The 17,262-nt window shown below is 59.6% G+C and carries 15 protein-coding genes; 6 read left to right on the top strand and 9 right to left on the bottom strand.

The window, feature by feature from the left end:
- Nucleotides 1-680 precede the first annotated feature (680 nt).
- Nucleotides 681-1,604, top strand: coding sequence for a response regulator (locus DHV10_RS08785; protein ID WP_109485980.1), 924 nt, complete (start codon nt 681-683; stop codon nt 1,602-1,604).
- Between the two features lie 163 nt (nt 1,605-1,767).
- Here DHV10_RS08785 and DHV10_RS08780 read toward each other — a convergent pair whose 3' ends face one another.
- Entirely contained in the window at nt 1,768-2,106 is a 339-nt protein-coding gene (locus tag DHV10_RS08780) for a histidine triad nucleotide-binding protein (protein WP_109485979.1), read from the bottom strand.
- A 111-nt stretch (nt 2,107-2,217) separates the two neighbouring features.
- Between DHV10_RS08780 and DHV10_RS08775 the strand changes: the two genes are divergently transcribed.
- A complete protein-coding gene (locus tag DHV10_RS08775; RefSeq protein WP_162601345.1) occupies nt 2,218-2,490 on the top strand; it encodes a hypothetical protein in 273 nt (90 codons plus the stop codon).
- A 619-nt stretch (nt 2,491-3,109) separates the two neighbouring features.
- The gene (locus DHV10_RS08770; protein WP_109485977.1) at nt 3,110-3,385 is read left to right on the top strand and encodes a hypothetical protein; all 276 of its coding nucleotides are present in this window, start codon (nt 3,110-3,112) and stop codon (nt 3,383-3,385) included.
- Nucleotides 3,386-4,024: 639 nt separating this feature from the next.
- Here DHV10_RS08770 and DHV10_RS28475 read toward each other — a convergent pair.
- From DHV10_RS28475 to DHV10_RS08750, 3 genes are all read right to left on the bottom strand, one after another.
- Nucleotides 4,025-4,798: a chitobiase/beta-hexosaminidase C-terminal domain-containing protein gene (locus tag DHV10_RS28475; protein ID WP_476703839.1), complete on the bottom strand. Its 774-nt coding sequence runs from the start codon at nt 4,796-4,798 to the stop codon at nt 4,025-4,027.
- A gap of 2,300 nt (nt 4,799-7,098) precedes the next feature.
- On the bottom strand, nt 7,099-7,350 hold the full coding sequence (locus DHV10_RS28215) for a YdeI/OmpD-associated family protein (RefSeq protein ID WP_109485974.1): 252 nt from the start codon (nt 7,348-7,350) through the stop codon (nt 7,099-7,101).
- 33 nt (nt 7,351-7,383) lie between these two features.
- A complete protein-coding gene (locus tag DHV10_RS08750) occupies nt 7,384-7,860 on the bottom strand; it encodes a YybH family protein (protein ID WP_109485973.1) in 477 nt (158 codons plus the stop codon).
- A 50-nt stretch (nt 7,861-7,910) separates the two neighbouring features.
- On the opposite strand from DHV10_RS08750, the gene DHV10_RS27965 reads away from it, so the two are divergent.
- Both DHV10_RS27965 and DHV10_RS27960 read left to right on the top strand, forming a co-directional pair.
- On the top strand, nt 7,911-8,465 hold the full coding sequence (locus tag DHV10_RS27965; RefSeq protein ID WP_275425901.1) for a molybdopterin-dependent oxidoreductase: 555 nt from the start codon (nt 7,911-7,913) through the stop codon (nt 8,463-8,465).
- On the top strand, nt 8,402-10,093 hold the full coding sequence (locus DHV10_RS27960) for a molybdopterin-containing oxidoreductase family protein (RefSeq protein ID WP_275425900.1): 1,692 nt from the start codon (nt 8,402-8,404) through the stop codon (nt 10,091-10,093). The genes DHV10_RS27965 and DHV10_RS27960 overlap by 64 nt, the downstream gene beginning before the upstream one ends.
- 40 nt (nt 10,094-10,133) lie before the next feature.
- Here the strand turns inward: DHV10_RS27960 and DHV10_RS08740 are convergent, their stop codons facing one another.
- From DHV10_RS08740 to DHV10_RS08730, 3 genes are all read right to left on the bottom strand, one after another.
- Nucleotides 10,134-10,502, bottom strand: coding sequence for a rhodanese-like domain-containing protein (locus tag DHV10_RS08740; RefSeq protein ID WP_109485972.1), 369 nt, complete (start codon nt 10,500-10,502; stop codon nt 10,134-10,136).
- Nucleotides 10,503-10,603: 101 nt separating this feature from the next.
- Nucleotides 10,604-13,198: a glycoside hydrolase family 2 TIM barrel-domain containing protein gene (locus tag DHV10_RS08735; RefSeq protein WP_109485971.1), complete on the bottom strand. Its 2,595-nt coding sequence runs from the start codon at nt 13,196-13,198 to the stop codon at nt 10,604-10,606.
- Between the two features lie 196 nt (nt 13,199-13,394).
- Nucleotides 13,395-14,702 (bottom strand): M24 family metallopeptidase, encoded by a 1,308-nt coding sequence (locus DHV10_RS08730; protein WP_109485970.1) that lies wholly within the window; start codon nt 14,700-14,702, stop codon nt 13,395-13,397.
- A gap of 199 nt (nt 14,703-14,901) precedes the next feature.
- Between DHV10_RS08730 and DHV10_RS08725 the strand changes: the two genes are divergently transcribed.
- A complete protein-coding gene (locus DHV10_RS08725; protein ID WP_109485969.1) occupies nt 14,902-15,372 on the top strand; it encodes a DUF4440 domain-containing protein in 471 nt (156 codons plus the stop codon).
- A gap of 148 nt (nt 15,373-15,520) precedes the next feature.
- Here DHV10_RS08725 and DHV10_RS08720 read toward each other — a convergent pair whose 3' ends face one another.
- Together DHV10_RS08720 and DHV10_RS08715 are read right to left on the bottom strand one after the other, a co-directional pair.
- A complete protein-coding gene (locus DHV10_RS08720; RefSeq protein ID WP_109485968.1) occupies nt 15,521-16,819 on the bottom strand; it encodes an MGH1-like glycoside hydrolase domain-containing protein in 1,299 nt (432 codons plus the stop codon).
- Nucleotides 16,820-16,891: 72 nt separating this feature from the next.
- Entirely contained in the window at nt 16,892-17,245 is a 354-nt protein-coding gene (locus DHV10_RS08715; RefSeq protein ID WP_239461405.1) for an EthD family reductase, read from the bottom strand.
- Nucleotides 17,246-17,262: the final 17 nt, after the last annotated feature.

Here is a 17,262-nt window from a genome sequence, read left to right as displayed (position 1 = left end):
GCCCAGGTAAAGTCTGAAGCTGCTCACATTACCGTGGATTGGGCTCGTAACAGACGCGAGCCGGTTGTGCTACTTGCGCGGTTCCCTGGGAGCCTGTACTATCAAACTTGCCTATCAGGCGGCTGATGCGATCCACCCATAATCGGGCAGAGAAGGCTCGCCGCTGACAAAAGATATCTTCGGACCGCTGAAGCGTCCATTTTGACGGGAGTCCGGAGCGTCTATAGGACAGGCAATACCCAGGGAAACGCCGACGAGAACGTACCGACTTTGGTTGCAGAAGCATGTCGAGGCAGGTTCCGGCTGGGTTGAGACCTGAGTATTTCGATTTGGATGTTTGGCCCTGAAGGTGCATCAGATTAATAGGCGTTGTTCTTTGCGGGGATCCTGACGGCAGATGTTTGCCGAGGGAGCAAAAAGAAATCGACGTCGTGCGCTGGGCAGGAAAGGTACACACCCGCCGTTCAATCGTCCTGGGAATTGCGATTCGCGAACAAGTGCGCCGAGACTTCGGTTCCCGTCAACGTATGCGGCTTTCAGAAAACTAGAGCTTGCAGCCGAATCGACTCCGTATTCAGGAGACGATGTGGCGGAGTGAGGGCAGTTCAGCACCCCGGAATCGAAGTTGCTGACCCAGAGTAGCAAGGGCAATACAGAGCAGAGTGCCAGGAAGTGCACGCATGACAACAGAACCGACAGCGCCTCAACCAGAAATGGGGCCAGTCCCGGCCAATGGGCAGGGACAGTCGCAAGGACACCGGCGCCGCCGGCGTCGCCGCAAAAACAAGTCGAACCAGCCGGGCGGACAGCAGCCGCAGCAGGGCCAGGGGCAGCAGAGCCCGCCGGTGCAGCAGGCGCAGCCGCAGATGCAGGCTCAGCAGCAGCAGGGGGGCCAGCAGCAGAAGCAAGGCTCTGGGCGACACCGGAAGAAGAAAAAGTTCTTTCAGCAGAAGAACGGACCGCAGCAGCCTCAGCCGCAGCCCGGGAACAGCATTGTTCCTCAACATCAGGGCCGGCGCAAGGACAGGCAGAAGGGTCCGCGGATGTTTGTGGGGCCGATGGACCACAGTTATCGTGCTGCGAACGGCAATGTTGCAGATGCGCCTCCTTCGACGATTCCGACTTCAGGAAACGGGCACCACAGCTCGAACTACTACGACGTGAACGTCGGTTCGCCGAGCGTTGCGGTGCGGGCTGATGCTCCTACGCGCATCTTCTGCTTCATCGACGACCTGTTCTTCCAGGCGAAGATCCAGGAGACGGCGAAAAAGCTGGGCGTGAAGGTGGAGTTCGTGAAGGGCGAGAAGGACACCGTCTCGCGGATTACGGACGCTACGGAGCCTCCGACACTGCTCGTCTTCGATCTGAACAATCTGAACGCGAAACCCATGACGCTGATTCCGAAGTTCAAGACGAAGTTCAAGAAGGCTACGTCGATCATCGGCTTCCTCAATCACCTTCAGGGCGATCTGAAGCTGAAGGCGATCGAAGCGGGATGCGACACGGTGATGCCGCGGTCCGCGTTCTCGCAGAGCCTGCCGAACCTGCTGCGCAGGTACGGGCTAGAAGAGGAAGACGAGTACGTTCCTCAGCCGGCGTTCTGATCCGCAACTTGATGTCAGAAGCTGAACAGGGTGCCAATCGGCACCCTGTTCGCTTTTTGTGCGAAGGTTGATTTCCTACCCATTCGGCAGAAGGGGCCGAATGGATGGGGCACAGCTACTTCACCATGAATGCTGAAGGCTGAGGAGCGTTGATTCCCGACGATTAGCCTGGAGGCCAAGACATCGGACGTCCGCCGAGGAGGTGGACGTGGATGTGGTCCACGGTCTGACCGCCGTCTTCACCGGTGTTGATGACAGTGCGGTATCCCTGCGAGAGGCCCTTGGTTCGGGCGATTTCAGCGGCGGCCCACTGCAGGTGGCCGAGCAGATGTTTATGGTCCTTTTCGGCGTGGGCGATGGAGGCGATGTGCTGCCGCGGAACGACGAGGATGTGGACAGGCGCCTGCGGCTTGATGTCGGCGAAGGCGTAACAGTGCTCATCCTGGTAGATGGCTTTGGAAGGAATGCTTCCGTCGATGATCTGGCAGAATACGCAACTCATGCAAAAAGTCTACAGGCGTCCGGATTCTACTGCGATCCGGACGCCTGCGGTTTTGTGGATTGGCTCCAGTCAGCGTTGTTTCGACTGATCTTCCCGGGAGTCGAGAAAGCGATGAATGGCCTGCGCGAGGTTCCGATTGAAGGTACGAACGCGCGCGAACGGGACTTGGATGAGCCGGTGTTTACCGGATTTTTCCATGAGCTGGGCGATTCGATTGGAACGATCGACTTCCATCACCACAAACAGACCCTGCGTTCCGGAAACACCAACGACCTGGCCGAGTTGGGGAAACCGACTGAACGACTGGTCGGACTTAATGACGACAGTGGATATGGCGGAACTCACTGGACACCTCAACAAGTAAGTGACTTCCGGCGGAAATGAATCGAGCGACATTTCTTCGCACACAGCAACAGATGCGGCAAAGGCGAGATCTGGTTGCGCGTAAATCGTTGATTTCGTTTGTGTAAGTAGATCGTTTACGCTCGTGTAATGCTTCGAGCCGTGCGGTGGATGCAAGGCTGCAGATTCCGAAGCCGAATCCGTCGCAAACCAAAGTGCGCGGCGCGAGGCGAGGAGTGATTGACGGAGCCCGGCCCGTTGCCTAGTTTGGAGATGGTGCATCTGCATTGCAAGTGTTGAGCGCACTTTTTAGCAGGAAGCCTGCCGAGCAAGAGGGCGGGCTTTTTTGCGTCCTAACGGCGTGCGGAACTCGACTGGCTGCCGCGGGCTGGCGCAGAGATGTGATCCAAATCACTTTCAAGGCGTTATGTCTCCTTGAAACTGAAGGTGCATAAGGTGGGGCCGGACGATCGCGGGCCAGAAAGATTGCCTTGGTTCAGACCTGCCTTGTGCTTACAATAACCTCAGTTTCCGAACCGCTCAGCGCTGTGCACGAGTGAACGACCCTACAACGTTGATGTTTGACGTGCGGAGCCGGGACCGAACGTGACACACAACTGCGCCGGCTCCAAGACCGCGCAGTGCGATGAGGGTTTCAATCGTGGCAACAACTCAACTTCTTCCCCGCTCCGCGAAGCTCGGCCGCCGGAGTGCGCCAATTGCAATTCCAGCCGGGTTCGAGATCGTGGAGGGCCTTGACCGGCTCTGGCTGGCGTTGCGCTGTCCGGCGCACGCGTGGAGCTGGCCGCGTGCGAACGGGGATGAGCTACTGGGCCGGTATGACTCGCACCAGACGTGCCATAAATGCACGTCCCGCCGGATGTTCGATACGCAGAGCTGGCAGGCCGGGCCGATCTGCAAACGGCGGGTTCGCTGAGGGCGGTCCAACGGTGAGCGGCCCTGAGAATTGAATTCGCTGCGCTTCAGTTCTTTACCGATACCCTCCCCCGCCCCCTCCCTATATAGCTTGTAAACAAGTATCTTTGGTTTCTTCAGCTTACGGGATGGCGTGCGCTCTAAGTGTATCTCCCAATTGAAGTTAGACACAGGGTGTTTGATAACAAAGGACTTAGCGGGTCCTGGTAGGTCATGGACGGTACGGCACGAGCAGAGATGAGAGTCATACTTCAAGTATGACGAATTTGTCGCAATAGACTGCAAACGCGCTTACTACATGTAAGTCACGTATTTTCTGTCGGATGGAGACTGTGCGCCGAGGAAGGCTGCTTGACATCCGGTGAGGTGCGCCCCTGCAGTGACGGACCCGGAGGCGGCCCTGGATCGATTGGCGACTCCTAGCCTGACGCAGAGTGGGATACGCTTATCGTCGGTTCATGCCGTGGCGACTTTCCCCTCGTTGCGAGAAGGCGGAAGCTTTGATGAAAGTGTTGAACCAGGTTACTCGGCAGCGTTTGAACGCTCAATGTCAGCAAAACGGCAGCAGGCCAACTCGTGCTATCTAGAAGGAACTTCCGTATGGGCGGTCGTACGCTCAGAATCCGATTGCAGTTGCAGGCTATTGTTTGACCACCAGCGAAATGCTCACTGTCTTCTGGATAGAACCTGACGTCGCAGTGATCGACACCGTTGATGGTGTTTGACTGGGCCCTCCATTGCCGACTGCGCCAGCCCCTCCGCTAGCCCCTCCGCATGCCGCGATCCCGCCGAGCGCAACGATTGCTACTGCAAGCAAACGAAAGTTTCGCCTAATACAACCCTTCTTCCAACTCAGCGCAAACACACACGAGATAACGATCGTTCCTGGCCAAAACGGATGAGTGTCCATGTTCGACGCGAGTGCGGTTTCACCTATAGTGAGCGTCGTCGTCGCAACTGAATCCATAAACGGGGTCACGGTTGATGGATTGAATGCGCAGGAAGCACCCTTCGGCAAACCGCTGCAGATAAAGCTTACTGTCGAATTGAATCCGTTCAGCGGCGTCACACTCAGAGTCACACTTCCGCTTCCGCCAGGGCTGATCGTGATGGTCCCAGGTGACGCGTTAAACGTGAAATCCGGGGCTGGGAGGTTTATGACGTATGTCGCAGAAGCTGCCGGGCTATTGAGGAAGTTAGGAACTACTGCGATCGCCTTGATTGTTTCTGATGAGTTGACGCTTACTGAAGACGATACATATGAGTTTGTGGTCGGAGTCGTTCCATCTAATGTGAAGTAGAAAGCTGCGTTGTTGGTCGAGCTAGCGAACGTCACACTTTGCGAGGCTGTGTACGTGCCGGCAACAGGATTGAAGGTTGGTGGATTCGCAACCGAAGGACTAGCTGTCCCCATCTGATAATTCCAAACATCATTGAGAGGCGCGATGATGTTCGTGATATCTGCAGCGTATCCTCCGAAGAGCCACAAGTTGCCTTGAGCATCAGTCCAACTAGACGATCGTTCTCTCGATCCCGGTGAATTAGAAATCGAGGGATTCAAAAGAGTTCCATAGATACCCGGCCAATCGCAGGCTGGGCTGCCACCTGCGCACGATCTTCCAACGCTCCAGCCCCCCATCCAGGTCCATTGATTGCTTTTGGTCGAGAACTTCCAAAGGTCGGCGAGATGAAGGAGCTGACCTCGGGACGAAAACCCTTCTCCGCCAAATAACCAGAAATTGCCGCCCCTGTCGGTCCAGTGGCTTGCATGGCTCCGGCCTCCTGGAAAGTTCGCTGCTGATGGGGTATCGAGAGTTCCGTATACACCGAGAGTGCCGCAGAGTTCGGCGCATGAAAGGTTGCTGGTTCCTCCCATCCATGTCCATTCGCCTGTGGATGGGCTGTACTCCCAGAGATCATTCAGGGATGCATCGGAACTGCTGATGCTCGAGAGACCTCTTCCGCCAAACATCCAGAGGTTTCCATTGTTATCAACCCAACTAGCTGCTCCCTGTCTCCCCCCCGGAGTGTTAGCTGGTCCAGGAACTCCGAGAGTTCCGTAAACTCCGGGTTCACCGCTCACCCCGATTCCAGTCGCATCGACGCCGCTCATCCAGGTCCAAAGCTCGTTGACCGGGTCGAACTTCCACAGATCGTTGAGGTAAGCGCCCTGCCCCGCTGAGTCGAAACCGTATCCTCCAAAGAGCCATAGGTTGCCGCTTTGATCGACCCAGCTCACTGCATCGAGTCGACTTCCCGGACTATTTCCTTTCGCCGGAATCCCTTTCGTCCCATATACACCCGCTTGGCCTGTCTGACTGGTTCCCGCAGTACTACTCCCGCTTATCCACGTCCATTCAGCATTTGAGGGATCGAAAACCCAGAGATCATTGAACAAGAGATTGCCTGTTAAGCCACTGACCGTTCCATATCCTTCGCCCCCGAATAACCAAAGCCTTCCGGCTTGATCAGTCCAGGCAGCCGATTGTTGCCTTCCCCCAGGGTGATTGGACGGTGCCTCCACTCCCAATGCTCCATAGGAGCCGGGCCATCCCGCCTGCTCGTTTTGACCAAAAGGCAGTTGGCTGTTTCCGCCTCTCCATGTCCATTGGTTCGTAACTGGATCGAATTCCCATAGATCGTTGAGATTCCCGTCGTATCCAAAGGAGTCGTAACCGTCCCCTCCGAAAAGCCAGAAATGCCCATCCTTGCCTGCCCAGGTCGCCGCTGACATTCTGCCTCCCGGCACATTAGAAGGTGCTGTCACTCCCAGTGTCCCGTAGACTCCCACAGGCAGGACGCAACTCTGATTGCAGCGTTGGAACAGGTCGCTTCCCCCCATCCATCCCCACTGGCCCATTTGAGCGGGCAAGGAGAGGCACAGAAAAGGAAGGCTGAGTCCTAAGAAGCTGATCTTCAATGCTTCACGTTTCACCAAAGCAACACGCGTGATCTTGCTCAACTCGCCTTCTCCTCGTCTGGCAAGGACCAGTTCCCCGGTCAGCGCTGACATTTCTTACTCGGTACGTTGTTTGTCGAGACGAAAATCGATGCAAGTATATCGTTGGGTGTGTAGCAAAGGTCGTGAACGGAATTTCGGAATGGCTGGCCGACAGTACGGAATCTGATTTTCGTATACGCGAGGCCTATTCCATCTTCGGGTTTTGCACGAAAAACGTCCGCATGCGCGGTGACTCGCCCGGGAAACCGACAGCTCATGTAGACTGACGAATCACAATAAATCGATCGATTCGGTCCAGCAGAGTATGTCCTCGAATTCCGAGCTAAATTGGGCGCTCGTGTTGGTCGCTACCGCAGCAAGCGCGTTCAACGGCATTTTGGCATTGCTTTCGGTGCTCGTCTTTTCGGGGCGCGAGAGCTTCATATCTCATGTGTCCATCTATGCTCCGCTCTTTCTCTGGATTGCGGCAATTTCCTGTCTGAAGTGGCCGCGGATCGGCCTCTTGTTCTATCTATCGCTTCTGGGCCTCGCGATCATTCTGTGCGCTGGTCCGTTTCATCACAATAAATCAAGTCTGCGCCAGTGCACCTATAACCTAGGATTCGCCACGTTTGGTGCTGCACTCCTTCTGTTGAACGCAGTGATTCAATTGCTGAGGCCACGCTTTGAATAGCCGTAGGGTCCAGAGAAACGGCTGTTGCGGGGGGATTGTCCGCAATAGGGACATTACTTTCTAAAACCGGCCGGATGGCTCATCGATGCGGGCAGCCGGGCCAGCAGCATGGCCGCCGCATTCCTTCTTTTAGCTCTGAGCACACCCGTTCGACGTGCTGCCGCCTCGTGTCATCTCGTTTGACCGAGATGGTCCAGCATATCCACTCGTTCCGTGCGAGCGGGGTTATGTCTTCCCAGGCAGCCCGAGCCTTTGCGTCCGATGCGAGCGCCTTCCTGAGATCAGGCGGAAGGTCATGAACGACTCCTCCAGAGAGGTGAATGGCTGTCATACGTTCGTTCATTATCCGAGATTAGAACTACGTTCAGCTGGTGTGGTCGAGGATGATTTTCCAGCCGTGGGGGCCTTTGCGCCAGACCAGGGAGAAGATGCCGTCGTCTTTCGTAGCGGCGCCGTGCTCGGTGCGGTTGAGGTGGAACTTGCCGGTGACGAGGGCGATTTCGGACTTTCCGCAGCCGGAAGGCAGGAGGCGGATGTCGATGTCGGAGAAGGTGAGGGTGCCCATCTGCGCGCGCGTGGTGTAGCTCTTCTGGTAGCGCTCGAGGATGGGCTTGTAGCCCTTGCGGAGGGTTTGTCCGATGAAGGTCGTGTCGGCGGAGTCTTCGTAGGTCTGCATGAAGGCGGGGATGTCGGCGCGGTTCCAGGCGTCGGTCTGGGACTGGATGGCGGCGCGGATCTGGGCTTCGTCGGAGGCGGGAGCGGATGAGGTTTGAGCGTCCGCGGCCGGGCGGAGTGCAAGGCAGAACAGGGCGAGGCAGATGGCGGTGACGGCGCGTTTCATGCGGGGGCTCCCGGGGAAGCGGAAATGTGCAATCAGCTTACAATGACGCTATGGCCGCGACAGCTGAGACTTCTCCTTTTCGCGTAGTGCATACGGTGTGTTCGCATGATTGCCCGGACTCGTGCGCAGTGCTGGCGACGGTGGATGACACCGGGAAGGCAATCAAGGTGCAGGGCGATGCGAGCCAGCCGGTGACGCAGGGATTTCTGTGCGGGAAGGTGGCGAAGTACCTGGACCGGGTGTATTCGCCGGATCGCATCCTTTATCCGCTGAGGCGCAAGGCGGGAGTGGGGAAGGGCCCTCTGGTGAGAGGACGCGAGCACGAGGCGTTTGAGCGGGTGAGCTGGGATGAGGCGCTGGATGCGATTGCAGCGAGGCTGCAGCAGATCAGCGATGAGTTTGGGCCGGAGTCGATTTTGCCGTACAGCTACGCGGGGACGATGGGCGTGCTGGGGTATGGGTCGATGGACCGCAGGTTCTTTCACCGGCTGGGAGGGAGCCAGCTGGACAGGACCATCTGCGCGGAGGCCGGTGGGCAGGCGTGGAATTTTGTTATGGGAAGAAGCTGGGGACGCCGGCGGAGGACTTCAGGCTGGCGAAGTTGATCATTGCGTGGGGCGCGAATATCCACGGGAACAATATCCACCTGTGGCCGATGGTGGAGCAGGCGCGGCGGAATGGGGCGCGGCTGGTGGTGATCGATCCGTATAAGACGCGGACGGCGGCGCTGGCGGACTGGCATATTGCGATCAGGCCGGGGACAGATGTGGCGCTGGCGCTGGGGATGATGCACGTGATTTTGCGCGAGGGGTTGGAGGATCGCGCATATATCGCGGAGATGACGCATGGGTTCGAGCGGCTGGCGGAGAGGGCGCGCGAGTACACGCCGGAGCGCGTTGCGGAGTGGACTGGTCTGAGCGCGGCGGAGATCGAGGCGCTGGCGCGTGAATATGCGACGACGCGGCCGGCGGCGATTCGGCTGAACTACGGCATGCAGCGGTGCGATAACGGCGGGGCGGCGACAAGGGCGATCGCGATGCTGCCGGCGTTGACGGGCGCATGGAAGTATCGCGGCGGAGGCGGGTGGCTCTCGACGTCGGGGGCTTTCCAGTGGAACAAGCGGGAGCTGGAGCGGATGGACCTGGCGCTGGATTCGCCGATCGGCAGGCCGGCGCGCGTGGTGAACATGTCGCTCCTGGGCAAGGCGCTGAATGCTGAGGCCGGGGATGTTGGGGTGTTGAGCGGCGGGCCGGCGGTGAAGGCGCTGTTTGTGTACAACTCGAACCCGGGTGCGGTCGCGCCGAATCATAACGCGGTGAAGAAGGGGCTGGCGCGCGAGAATCTGTTCACGGTGGTGCACGATTTGTTCTTCAATGACACGACGGATTATGCGGATTATGTGCTGCCGGCGACGACGTTTCTGGAGCACGACGATATTCAGGGCGCGTATGGGCACTACTTCGTGCAGAAGTCGAACAAGGCGATTGAGCCGCTGGGGGAGTCGCGGCAAAACGTGCGGCTGTTTGGCGAGCTGGCGCAGCGTATGGGGTTCACGGAGCAGTGCTTCAGGGATACCGAGGAGCAGATGATCCGGCAGGCGCTGGCGATCGGCCTGGATGGGCAGTCGAAGAACAAGGGGATGGAACACATCAGCGTGGAGGACCTGGAGGAGAAGGGACATATTCCGCTGGGGTTCTATCGCGATCCGGAGGGGCGGCCGTTCATGCCGTATACGGAAGGCGATCTGCCGACGCCGTCGGGGAAGGTGGAGTTCTATTCGGAGGCGCTCGCGGCGGCTGGGCAGGATGGGCTGCCGGGGTATGTGGCGCCGGCGGAGTCGCGATGGACGGAAGCGGCGAAGCAGTATCCGCTGGAGCTGCTGGGGCGCAAGGCGGACAACTACATGAACTCGACGTTCGCGAATCTGGAAGGACACCGGAAGATGGAGGCGCGGACGACGCAGCGGCTGGAGATGCATCCGGAAGATGCGAAGGCGCGGGGGATTGCGGATGGGGACGCGGTTCGGGTGTGGAACGATCGCGGAGAGATCAGGTTGACGGCGCTGGTGGATGGGGCGGTTCCGCGGGGCGTGGTAGCGGCGCGGCTGGACTGGGCGAAGTTGAGCGAGGGCGGCGTGAATATCAATGCGCTGACGAGCGAGCGGCTGACGGATATTGGGGCGGCGCCGACGTTTTATTCAGTGCTGGTAGAAGTGGGGAAAAGCAGGGATTAGGACGAGGGACGCGGGGACGAGACATCAGCTTTAGCGTCGCTCACTTTTCCAAGACGATTTGGCTGGCGCGATCGTAGGAACCGAGATTGAAGACGTTTTTGTAGCCGATCTCCTCGAGCTTCTTCTTCGCCAAGCCGCTACGAACGCCGGTGGCGCAGTGCAGGAGCAGGACTTTGTTTTTGTCCTTCACGGCGGTTGGGACCAGGACATCCACTCGATCAAGGGGCATGTTGTAGGCCTGGAGGATGTGGCCTGATTCGAATTCCTGCGCGCTTCTCACGTCGATGAGCATGGCGCCGTTTCTGAGATATTCGACGGCCTCTTTTGAAGAAACCTGGCCGGAGCGCTTCATGTAGAGATAGGCGAGCGCAAGAACCATGACAACGATAAAAGCGATCCAAGGCGACATGCTGCCAGTGTATCGCCCCTATTTCGTCTCTCGAAGAAACCGGGACACTTTTGGTGCTGGGTTTTTCTCGATGCGAAAGTCATGTTGATGGAGCCTGAGTTTTATGCAGTGATCTCCAGGGTCGTGGTGGCAGGTTGAAGATCTGGAGATTCGGCGCGGAGCTCGGCGGTTCCGGCGTTTCCTTTGGGGCGGATTATGGCAACGCATGCGCCGTGGAAGGTTCTGTGATGCGGCTGGCGGAAGCTGGCGACGTCTTTGGGATTGGCGCTGGCGACGGCCGCGATTTCTGCTGAGCCGGTCAGGGTGAAGGTCACGGGGACAACGGCATCGGGGAGCGGGCGGCCCTGCTCGTCGACGATCTGCACCATGACGTAGCTGAGCTCGTCGCGCGAGGCCGTGAGCTTTGGCTTGTCGGGAGTGAGCAAGAGTTTGTGGGCCGTGCCGGTGGTGCCGAAGGAAACTGTGCCCAGTTCCCTATCGCCCTCGTAGCCGATGGCCTTGAGTTCCCCGGGGGCGTAGGGGACGGTGAATTCGGCTTTGAGCGCGTCATTTTCTGTGAGGTTTTTCGATCCGACTTCTTTGTCGTTGAGGAGGAGCCTTACCTTGTCGCCGCGGGTGTAGACGCGGACGTGCATGGGCGTGTTTTCGAAGCCCGGCCAGGTCCAGCTGCGGAGTTCGTCGCTCCAGCCCCACATGCTGATGTGTTCGGTGTAGCCGGTGGGGATAGGACGCTGAACAGCCATTTCGATTTTGCTGCGATGCCAGACGACGTCGCGGAAGTAGGACTGGGGTTTCTTGTTGCCGATGAGGTCGATGTCGCCGCAGTAGGAATTGAACCACGGGTAGGGCGGCGAGAAGACGTCGTGCGACTGGCCGCTGGCAATGCTGGCGTGGCCGATGCCGGACTCGCCGAGGTAGTCGATCGCGGTCCAGACGAAGTCGCCGAGAACGTAGCTATTGGCTTCGACGGCACGCCAGTTCTCGTAGGCCTGGTTGGGGAAGGATTCGGTGCCGGCCATGGTGCGGTCGGGGTATTTGGCGTGGTCCTTCTCGTACTGCGGCCACTGGTAGTTGTAACCGCCCACGTCGAGGTAGGTGAAAGCGGGCTGCATGTCGGCCCAAGTCTGGCCGGGATGGTCCCATGCGTGGCAGATGGCGGCGGTGACTTTGCGAGTGGGGTCGAGCTTGTGGCAGAGGGCGGCGAGGGCTTTGCCGATTTCGACGCCGTGGGGTTCAGCGCGCTCGTTGATCTCGTTGCCGATGCTCCAGAGGATGACGGAGGGGTGGTTTCGATCGCGGAGGATCATGCTTTCGAGATCGCGCTGCCACCAATCCTTGAAGTAGAGGTGATAGTCCTGCGGGTTTTTGTTGCCGGCCTCCCAGCAGTCAAAGGCTTCGTCGATAACGAGCATGCCGAGACGATCGCAGGCATCGAGGAAGTCGCGTGAGGGCGGGTTGTGGCTGGTGCGGATAGCGTTATAGCCGTTGGCCTTGAGGATCTCGACGCGGCGTTCCTCGGCGCGTGGAATGCAGGCGGCGCCGAGGGGACCGTTGTCGTGATGGACGCAGCCTCCCTGGAGTTTCAGGGGTTCGCCGTTGATGCGAAGGCCCTGTGCCGCGTCGATCTCGATTTTGCGGATTCCAATGTTGAGGGTCGTGGCGTCGCCGGGTTTGCGGTCGGATTCGATGAGGATTTCGGCGCGATAGAGGTGGGGGTTGGCCGGGGACCAGAGATGCGGGTTAGAAACGTGCAACTCGCAGGTTGCGCTTGCAGTATTGCTCGCGGGGATGGTCAGCGGTGATTGAGATTCGGCGGCGGTGGCGCCGGATGCGTCGAGCAGGCGAACGCGGGCGATGGCGCGCCTGGCTGCTGCGGAGGCGTTTTCGACGGTGACGGCGATGTTGACGGTGGCTACGGCTTTGGACGCTTCGGGTGTGGTGATGGAGACGCCGTACTCGGGTATGCGGAGGTCGCTGTTGATGGCGAGCCAGACTTTGCGGAAGATGCCGGATCCGGAGTACCAGCGGCTGTTTTTGCCGGTGTTGTTGACGCGAACGGCGATGACGTTAGTTCCCTCTTTCAGATGAGGCGTGAGGTCGTAGGCGAACGGTGTGTAGCCGTAGGGGTGATTGCCGAGGTGGGTTCCGTTGATCCAGACGCCGGAGTTCATATAGACGCCTTCGAACCTGAGTTCCGCTCTTCCAGGTTTTGGACTGGGTGCCTGGAAGGACTTGCGATACCAGCCGATGCCGCCGACGGTCCAGCCGGTGGCGATCTGGCCTTCGCTCTGGTAGGCGTCGAACGGGCCAATACGGAGCGGGTTGGTGCCTTCGCTCCAGATCGCGGCTTCACCGGAGTCGGATGGCGAAGGAAGGTCTTCAATGCTCCAGTCGTGCGGGACGTCGAGGGTGCGCCAGGCGGAGTCGTCGAAGGAGGGCGCCTCAGCTCCGGTGATGTCGCCGCGGTGGAAGCGCCAGTCGCTGGTGAACGGGAGAAGGCGGTTCTTGAGGATCGTGGCGAGTTCGTCGTCAGAGGGCCAGGCGGATTGTTTCTGCGCGTGTTTCGATTCGGCGCGGAGAAGAGAGGCAGCGGTGAGGCCGGCGACTCCCTGGAGAACATCGCGGCGGGTGAGTGTGGGATCGGGATGGATTGTTCTTGAGTTTATGGTTGCGCCTCTCGCTGGAAAACAGACCATCGTAAATGGTGAGGGCGGGAAGCGTGAGGTTGAATCGACAGCGGATTGAAGGCTGATAGGTGATTTCGAAGCTGCGCTCCGACGGGCCGGGATTTGTTCTCGGCAGCCGAGAGAGTGTCTGGCTAGAGATCAAAAGGCAACTGCAGGTTTCTCCACTTCGGTCGCTCTGCGACCTCCGGTCGAAATGACACAGTTCTTAGCTGACGTTGGCGAAGGGATCTTCGAGCGAGGGGCATTGCGGGGTGAGGAGCTCAGCGCCGTTCTCAGTGACGACGAGGTCGTCTTCGAGGCGGATGCCGAACTCGCCGGGTATGTAGATGCCGGGCTCATCGCTGAGCGTCATGCCGGCTGCGAGCTTGGGGTTCAGGTCCCAGCCGTACATATTGTTGTGAACGAAGTAGGGCCACTCGTGCCCGTCAAGGCCGATGCCGTGACCGACCCGGTGCGTGAAGAACTTGAACCCGGGGCCGTAGCCGCCGTCGGTGATGACCTTGCGCGCGGCGGCGTCAACCTCGGCAGCGGGAACGCCGGGGCGCGCGGTGTGCAATGCTGCGGTCTGCGCGCGGCGGACGAGATCGAAGACGGAGAGCATTTTGGAAGTTGGCTTGCCGAGGACGAAGGTGCGGGTGATGTCGGACTGGTAGCCCTCGACGGAGCATCCGTCGTCAAGCATGAGGATGGAGCCTTCCCGCAGTGTCTGCGGCTGGCGGGAGCCGTGAGGAACGGCCGTAAACGCGTCGACGTTCAGGCTCGCCTCGCCTTCAAACCCCACTTGACGATAAGCGGCGTCGATGAGCTGGCGGACGTCGGCGGTGGTCATGCCGGGATGGAGGGATTGCGCGACTGCACGGTAGACGAGGAGAGTGGCGCGGCAGGCGAGGCGCATGCAGTCGAGCTCGTGCGCGCTCTTGATCATGCGGCAGCCAGCGGTCACGGGCGTTGCGGAGACGAGCTTGAGGTGCGGGTTGGCGGCGCGAATGCCTTCAGAGAAGACGAAGGCCATGTGTTCGTCAAGGCCGATGGTGGCCGAGCCGAGATGGCGATCGGTGAGTCCGTGGCCGAGGAGCGCGAAGGGGCTTTCATCTTCCTGCCAGGTGAGGATGTCGCAGTCGCCGCCGAGAGGACCCGAGGCGAGGAGTTCGTGCGCGCGGCCTTCCTCGAATGCGGGGCAGACGAGAAACGGTTTCGATTTCGCGCAGAGGGCGAGAGCCCACAGGCGTTCGCCGCCGAAGAGATGGAGGTTTGCGAAGTAGACGGAGGAGCTGGTGGAGTTGGCGAGGACGATGGCGTCGATATTGTTGTGGGTCATCAGCTCGCGGGCGCGCTCGATGCGCGCCTGGCGCTCCTCGTTGGTGAAGGGACGCGCCTGGCCGGAAAGATTGGGGAGCGACTGGATCGCGGGGTGCTGTGTGGGGGTAGATTGCGCGGGCAGATGGGGAGCAGCAAAAGCAGCGGCGGAGGCGGCGAGGAAGTTGCGGCGCGAGAGGCCGGATGAAAGCGGCATGGTCCTCCAGGGGAAGTGAGTCAGTGGTCTGTGATCAGTGGTCTGTGATCAGTGTTCAGTGAGTAGTGAGTAGTGAGTAGTGTATCCCGGTCGCACCCAGCAGGAGAGGCGAACCAGGTTGTGATTGACATGCGTGAATGCAGGGTGCGAGGCTGACTAAAAATTTCACAGTCCTGGGTTTCTGAAGGAGGTAAAAGCAATGAGAAAGATCGTGCTTGCTTTGATGGCGGGTGTGCTTTGGGCTCCGGCTGCGTTTGCGGCAACGGAGGATGTGGCCGCTCCGGTGCGGCAGTTTATCGATGGGTTCAACAAGGGCGACACTGCGTCGGCGTATGCGGCGTATGCAAAAGGAGAGATCACGATCGTGGACGAGTTCGCTCCACACCGCTGGACGGGACCCCATGCTGCGCAAGACTGGGCTGCCGATTATGACAAGCACGCCAAGGCGACAGGTGTTTCGGATGGGCAGGTGAAGTATGGGACTGCGACGCGGATCGAGCACGAAGGCGACTTTGCCTATGTCATTCTGCCGACCGAGTATCTCTATAAGGAACACGGGAAGGCCATGGATGAGAAGGGATCGATCACGGCGGTGCTTCATAAGGAGGATGGAGCGTGGAAGATTCGCGCGTGGACGTGGTCGGGGGAGAAGCCGCATGGGGCGAGATAGTTCTCAGTTGTCAGTTCTCAGTTGTCAGTTCTCAGTTGTCAGTTTTCAGGTTTCAGTTTTCAGTGATCAGTGAGTATTGATTTTCGGTCCACAGTGCGAGGGATCCGCCTTCGCCAAGGCTGCGGCGCGACTTCGCTCGACACATCTGCTACGGAGCTGTGTCGAGCGAGAGGGTGATGCAGTGCTGGTTGGTGAACTCGCACTGGAGCATGTCCTGGGCGAGGAGATTCCAGCCGACGAAGCCGGCGAACTTGCCGTTGGGCGATTGCTCAGGAGTGGGGGCGAGGCCATCGCCTGTCTCGGCGTTGTAGTTCTCGTGCATGGAGCCCCAGCGCTGGATGTCGCGATGGATGTCGTCAGCGAGAGTAACGGCGAGCCAGCGAGCTTCAGTTGAGTAGCCGTAGCGGCGGAGGGCAATCCAGTCGAGGAGGTTGGCGTTGACCCAGATGGGGCCCCGCCAGTTGGAGTAGGGATTGATGATGGCCTCGTTGTTGTAGTCGCGGTTGAACGCGGAGAGACTGCGAAAGCCGTGGGGCGAGCGCATCTGGGCGGGGTTGAGGAGATAGCGGTCGATGATACGGCGAGCTTCTCCGCGCGAGAGGTGGCCGTCGATCAGGGGCAGGAAGTTGGACCAGGCGACGACGCGAATGACTTCACCGGTATCGCGTCGGCGATTCCAGAACATGGCGTCGCGCGGCGCGTAGAGATGACGGCGGATCGCCTGGCGCGTGGCTATCGCGTCGGTGGTGTAGACGCGGGCGGCGACGGTGTCATCCAGATGCTGAGCCAGGATTGCCATTGCCTGGTATTCGCCCATGGCCCAGACTGAGGCGTCGACGGCGAGGATGGCGCTGCGATCGTGCTCGTCGTTGGTGAGAGCCGGGTTGTTGTCAGCGCCGGATTGCATGGCGTTGTCCCAGAACCAGAGGCCCCATTTGGGATCGAACTGCGTGCGGCGGCGGTATTCGAGAATGCGCTTCATCGCGGGCCAGACAGGCCGGAGCCATTCGTAGCTTTTGAGATCGCGCGACGCGATGAGGGCCCCTTGAGCGAGGAAGGGCTTCATGGCGAATTTGCCGAAGAGCGGACGCGGGCCTTTGGGCGTGATGCACCCGGCGACGTAGCCGTCGTTGTCGGCGGAGCCGGCGAAGCTGAGCACCCAGTCGCGCAGGTACGCGGCGTCGGCCTGATTTTGATTGGCCCAGTGGAGGCCGATGAAGAAGCCGTCCCAGTCCCACATTTGAGGGTAGTAGCCGGAGGGGACGAGATAGGGATGCTGGATGTAGCCGTCGGCGGGGCGGATGGTCTGGGGAGCAAGACGGGCGAAGTCGGCAGTGAGGTCGCGGAGGAGAATGGAGGGGTCGGGGGGTTCGGGTGGGGATTGGGCTGAGGAGATGCTGACTGCGAGAGCGACGGCGGTGAGCAGAACTGCGGTGCGGAAACTCACGCGTGAATGATAACGCTGACCTGACGTGCAAGCGTTGGGGTGCGCATCACGTGCATGCGTGACAAAGCTCGACTAGACGGGGACGACTTCGCTGACCTGGACGACGGAGTCGCCGCTGTAGTATTTGCGCTGGTCGGCGATGAGGTCGGAGGCGGTGGCGGCGAGCGCGGTATCGAGGTGAACCATGGATTCGAAGTAGAGGTGTCCGATTGCGTGGTAGTGGGAGGGAGTGCCGGGCGGGAAGGCGCCGATGCCGCGATCGACTTCGATGCGTACGAGTCCGCGGGCGCCGAGAAGGCGGCGCGCGATGAGCAGATGCTCCGAGAGGTAGTAATTCCAGTCGAAGGTAGAGATGGGAGTAGCGGGATAGAGGACGGTGAGGCGGACCATGGAGTGGGAATACAGGGGAAGTGGCGCGGGTGTCAATCAAAGAGAGTCGCCAG

This window comes from Occallatibacter savannae (assembly GCF_003131205.1).
Classification (GTDB): domain Bacteria; phylum Acidobacteriota; class Terriglobia; order Terriglobales; family Acidobacteriaceae; genus Telmatobacter; species Telmatobacter savannae.
Note: the sequence above shows the minus strand (reverse complement) of the source record. Positions and strands in the feature narration are given on the sequence as shown.

Bases quoted from the DNA above. Each gene is read 5' to 3' on its own strand.
- DHV10_RS08785 (WP_109485980.1), top strand. From the start codon at position 681: ATGACAACAGAACCGACAGCGCCTCAACCAGAAATGGGGCCAGTCCCG.
- DHV10_RS08730 (WP_109485970.1), bottom strand. From the start codon at position 14,702: ATGCCGCTTTCATCCGGCCTCTCGCGCCGCAACTTCCTCGCCGCCTCC.
- DHV10_RS08780 (WP_109485979.1), bottom strand. From the start codon at position 2,106: ATGAGTTGCGTATTCTGCCAGATCATCGACGGAAGCATTCCTTCCAAA.
- DHV10_RS08740 (WP_109485972.1), bottom strand. From the start codon at position 10,502: ATGTCGCCTTGGATCGCTTTTATCGTTGTCATGGTTCTTGCGCTCGCC.
- DHV10_RS28475 (WP_476703839.1), bottom strand. From the start codon at position 4,798: ATGGGGACAGCTAGTCCTTCGGTTGCGAATCCACCAACCTTCAATCCT.
- DHV10_RS27965 (WP_275425901.1), top strand. From the start codon at position 7,911: ATGGCCGCGACAGCTGAGACTTCTCCTTTTCGCGTAGTGCATACGGTG.
- DHV10_RS28215 (WP_109485974.1), bottom strand. From the start codon at position 7,350: ATGACAGCCATTCACCTCTCTGGAGGAGTCGTTCATGACCTTCCGCCT.
- DHV10_RS08750 (WP_109485973.1), bottom strand. From the start codon at position 7,860: ATGAAACGCGCCGTCACCGCCATCTGCCTCGCCCTGTTCTGCCTTGCA.
- DHV10_RS08725 (WP_109485969.1), top strand. From the start codon at position 14,902: ATGAGAAAGATCGTGCTTGCTTTGATGGCGGGTGTGCTTTGGGCTCCG.
- DHV10_RS08775 (WP_162601345.1), top strand. From the start codon at position 2,218: ATGAATGGCCTGCGCGAGGTTCCGATTGAAGGTACGAACGCGCGCGAA.
- DHV10_RS08735 (WP_109485971.1), bottom strand. From the start codon at position 13,198: ATGGTCTGTTTTCCAGCGAGAGGCGCAACCATAAACTCAAGAACAATC.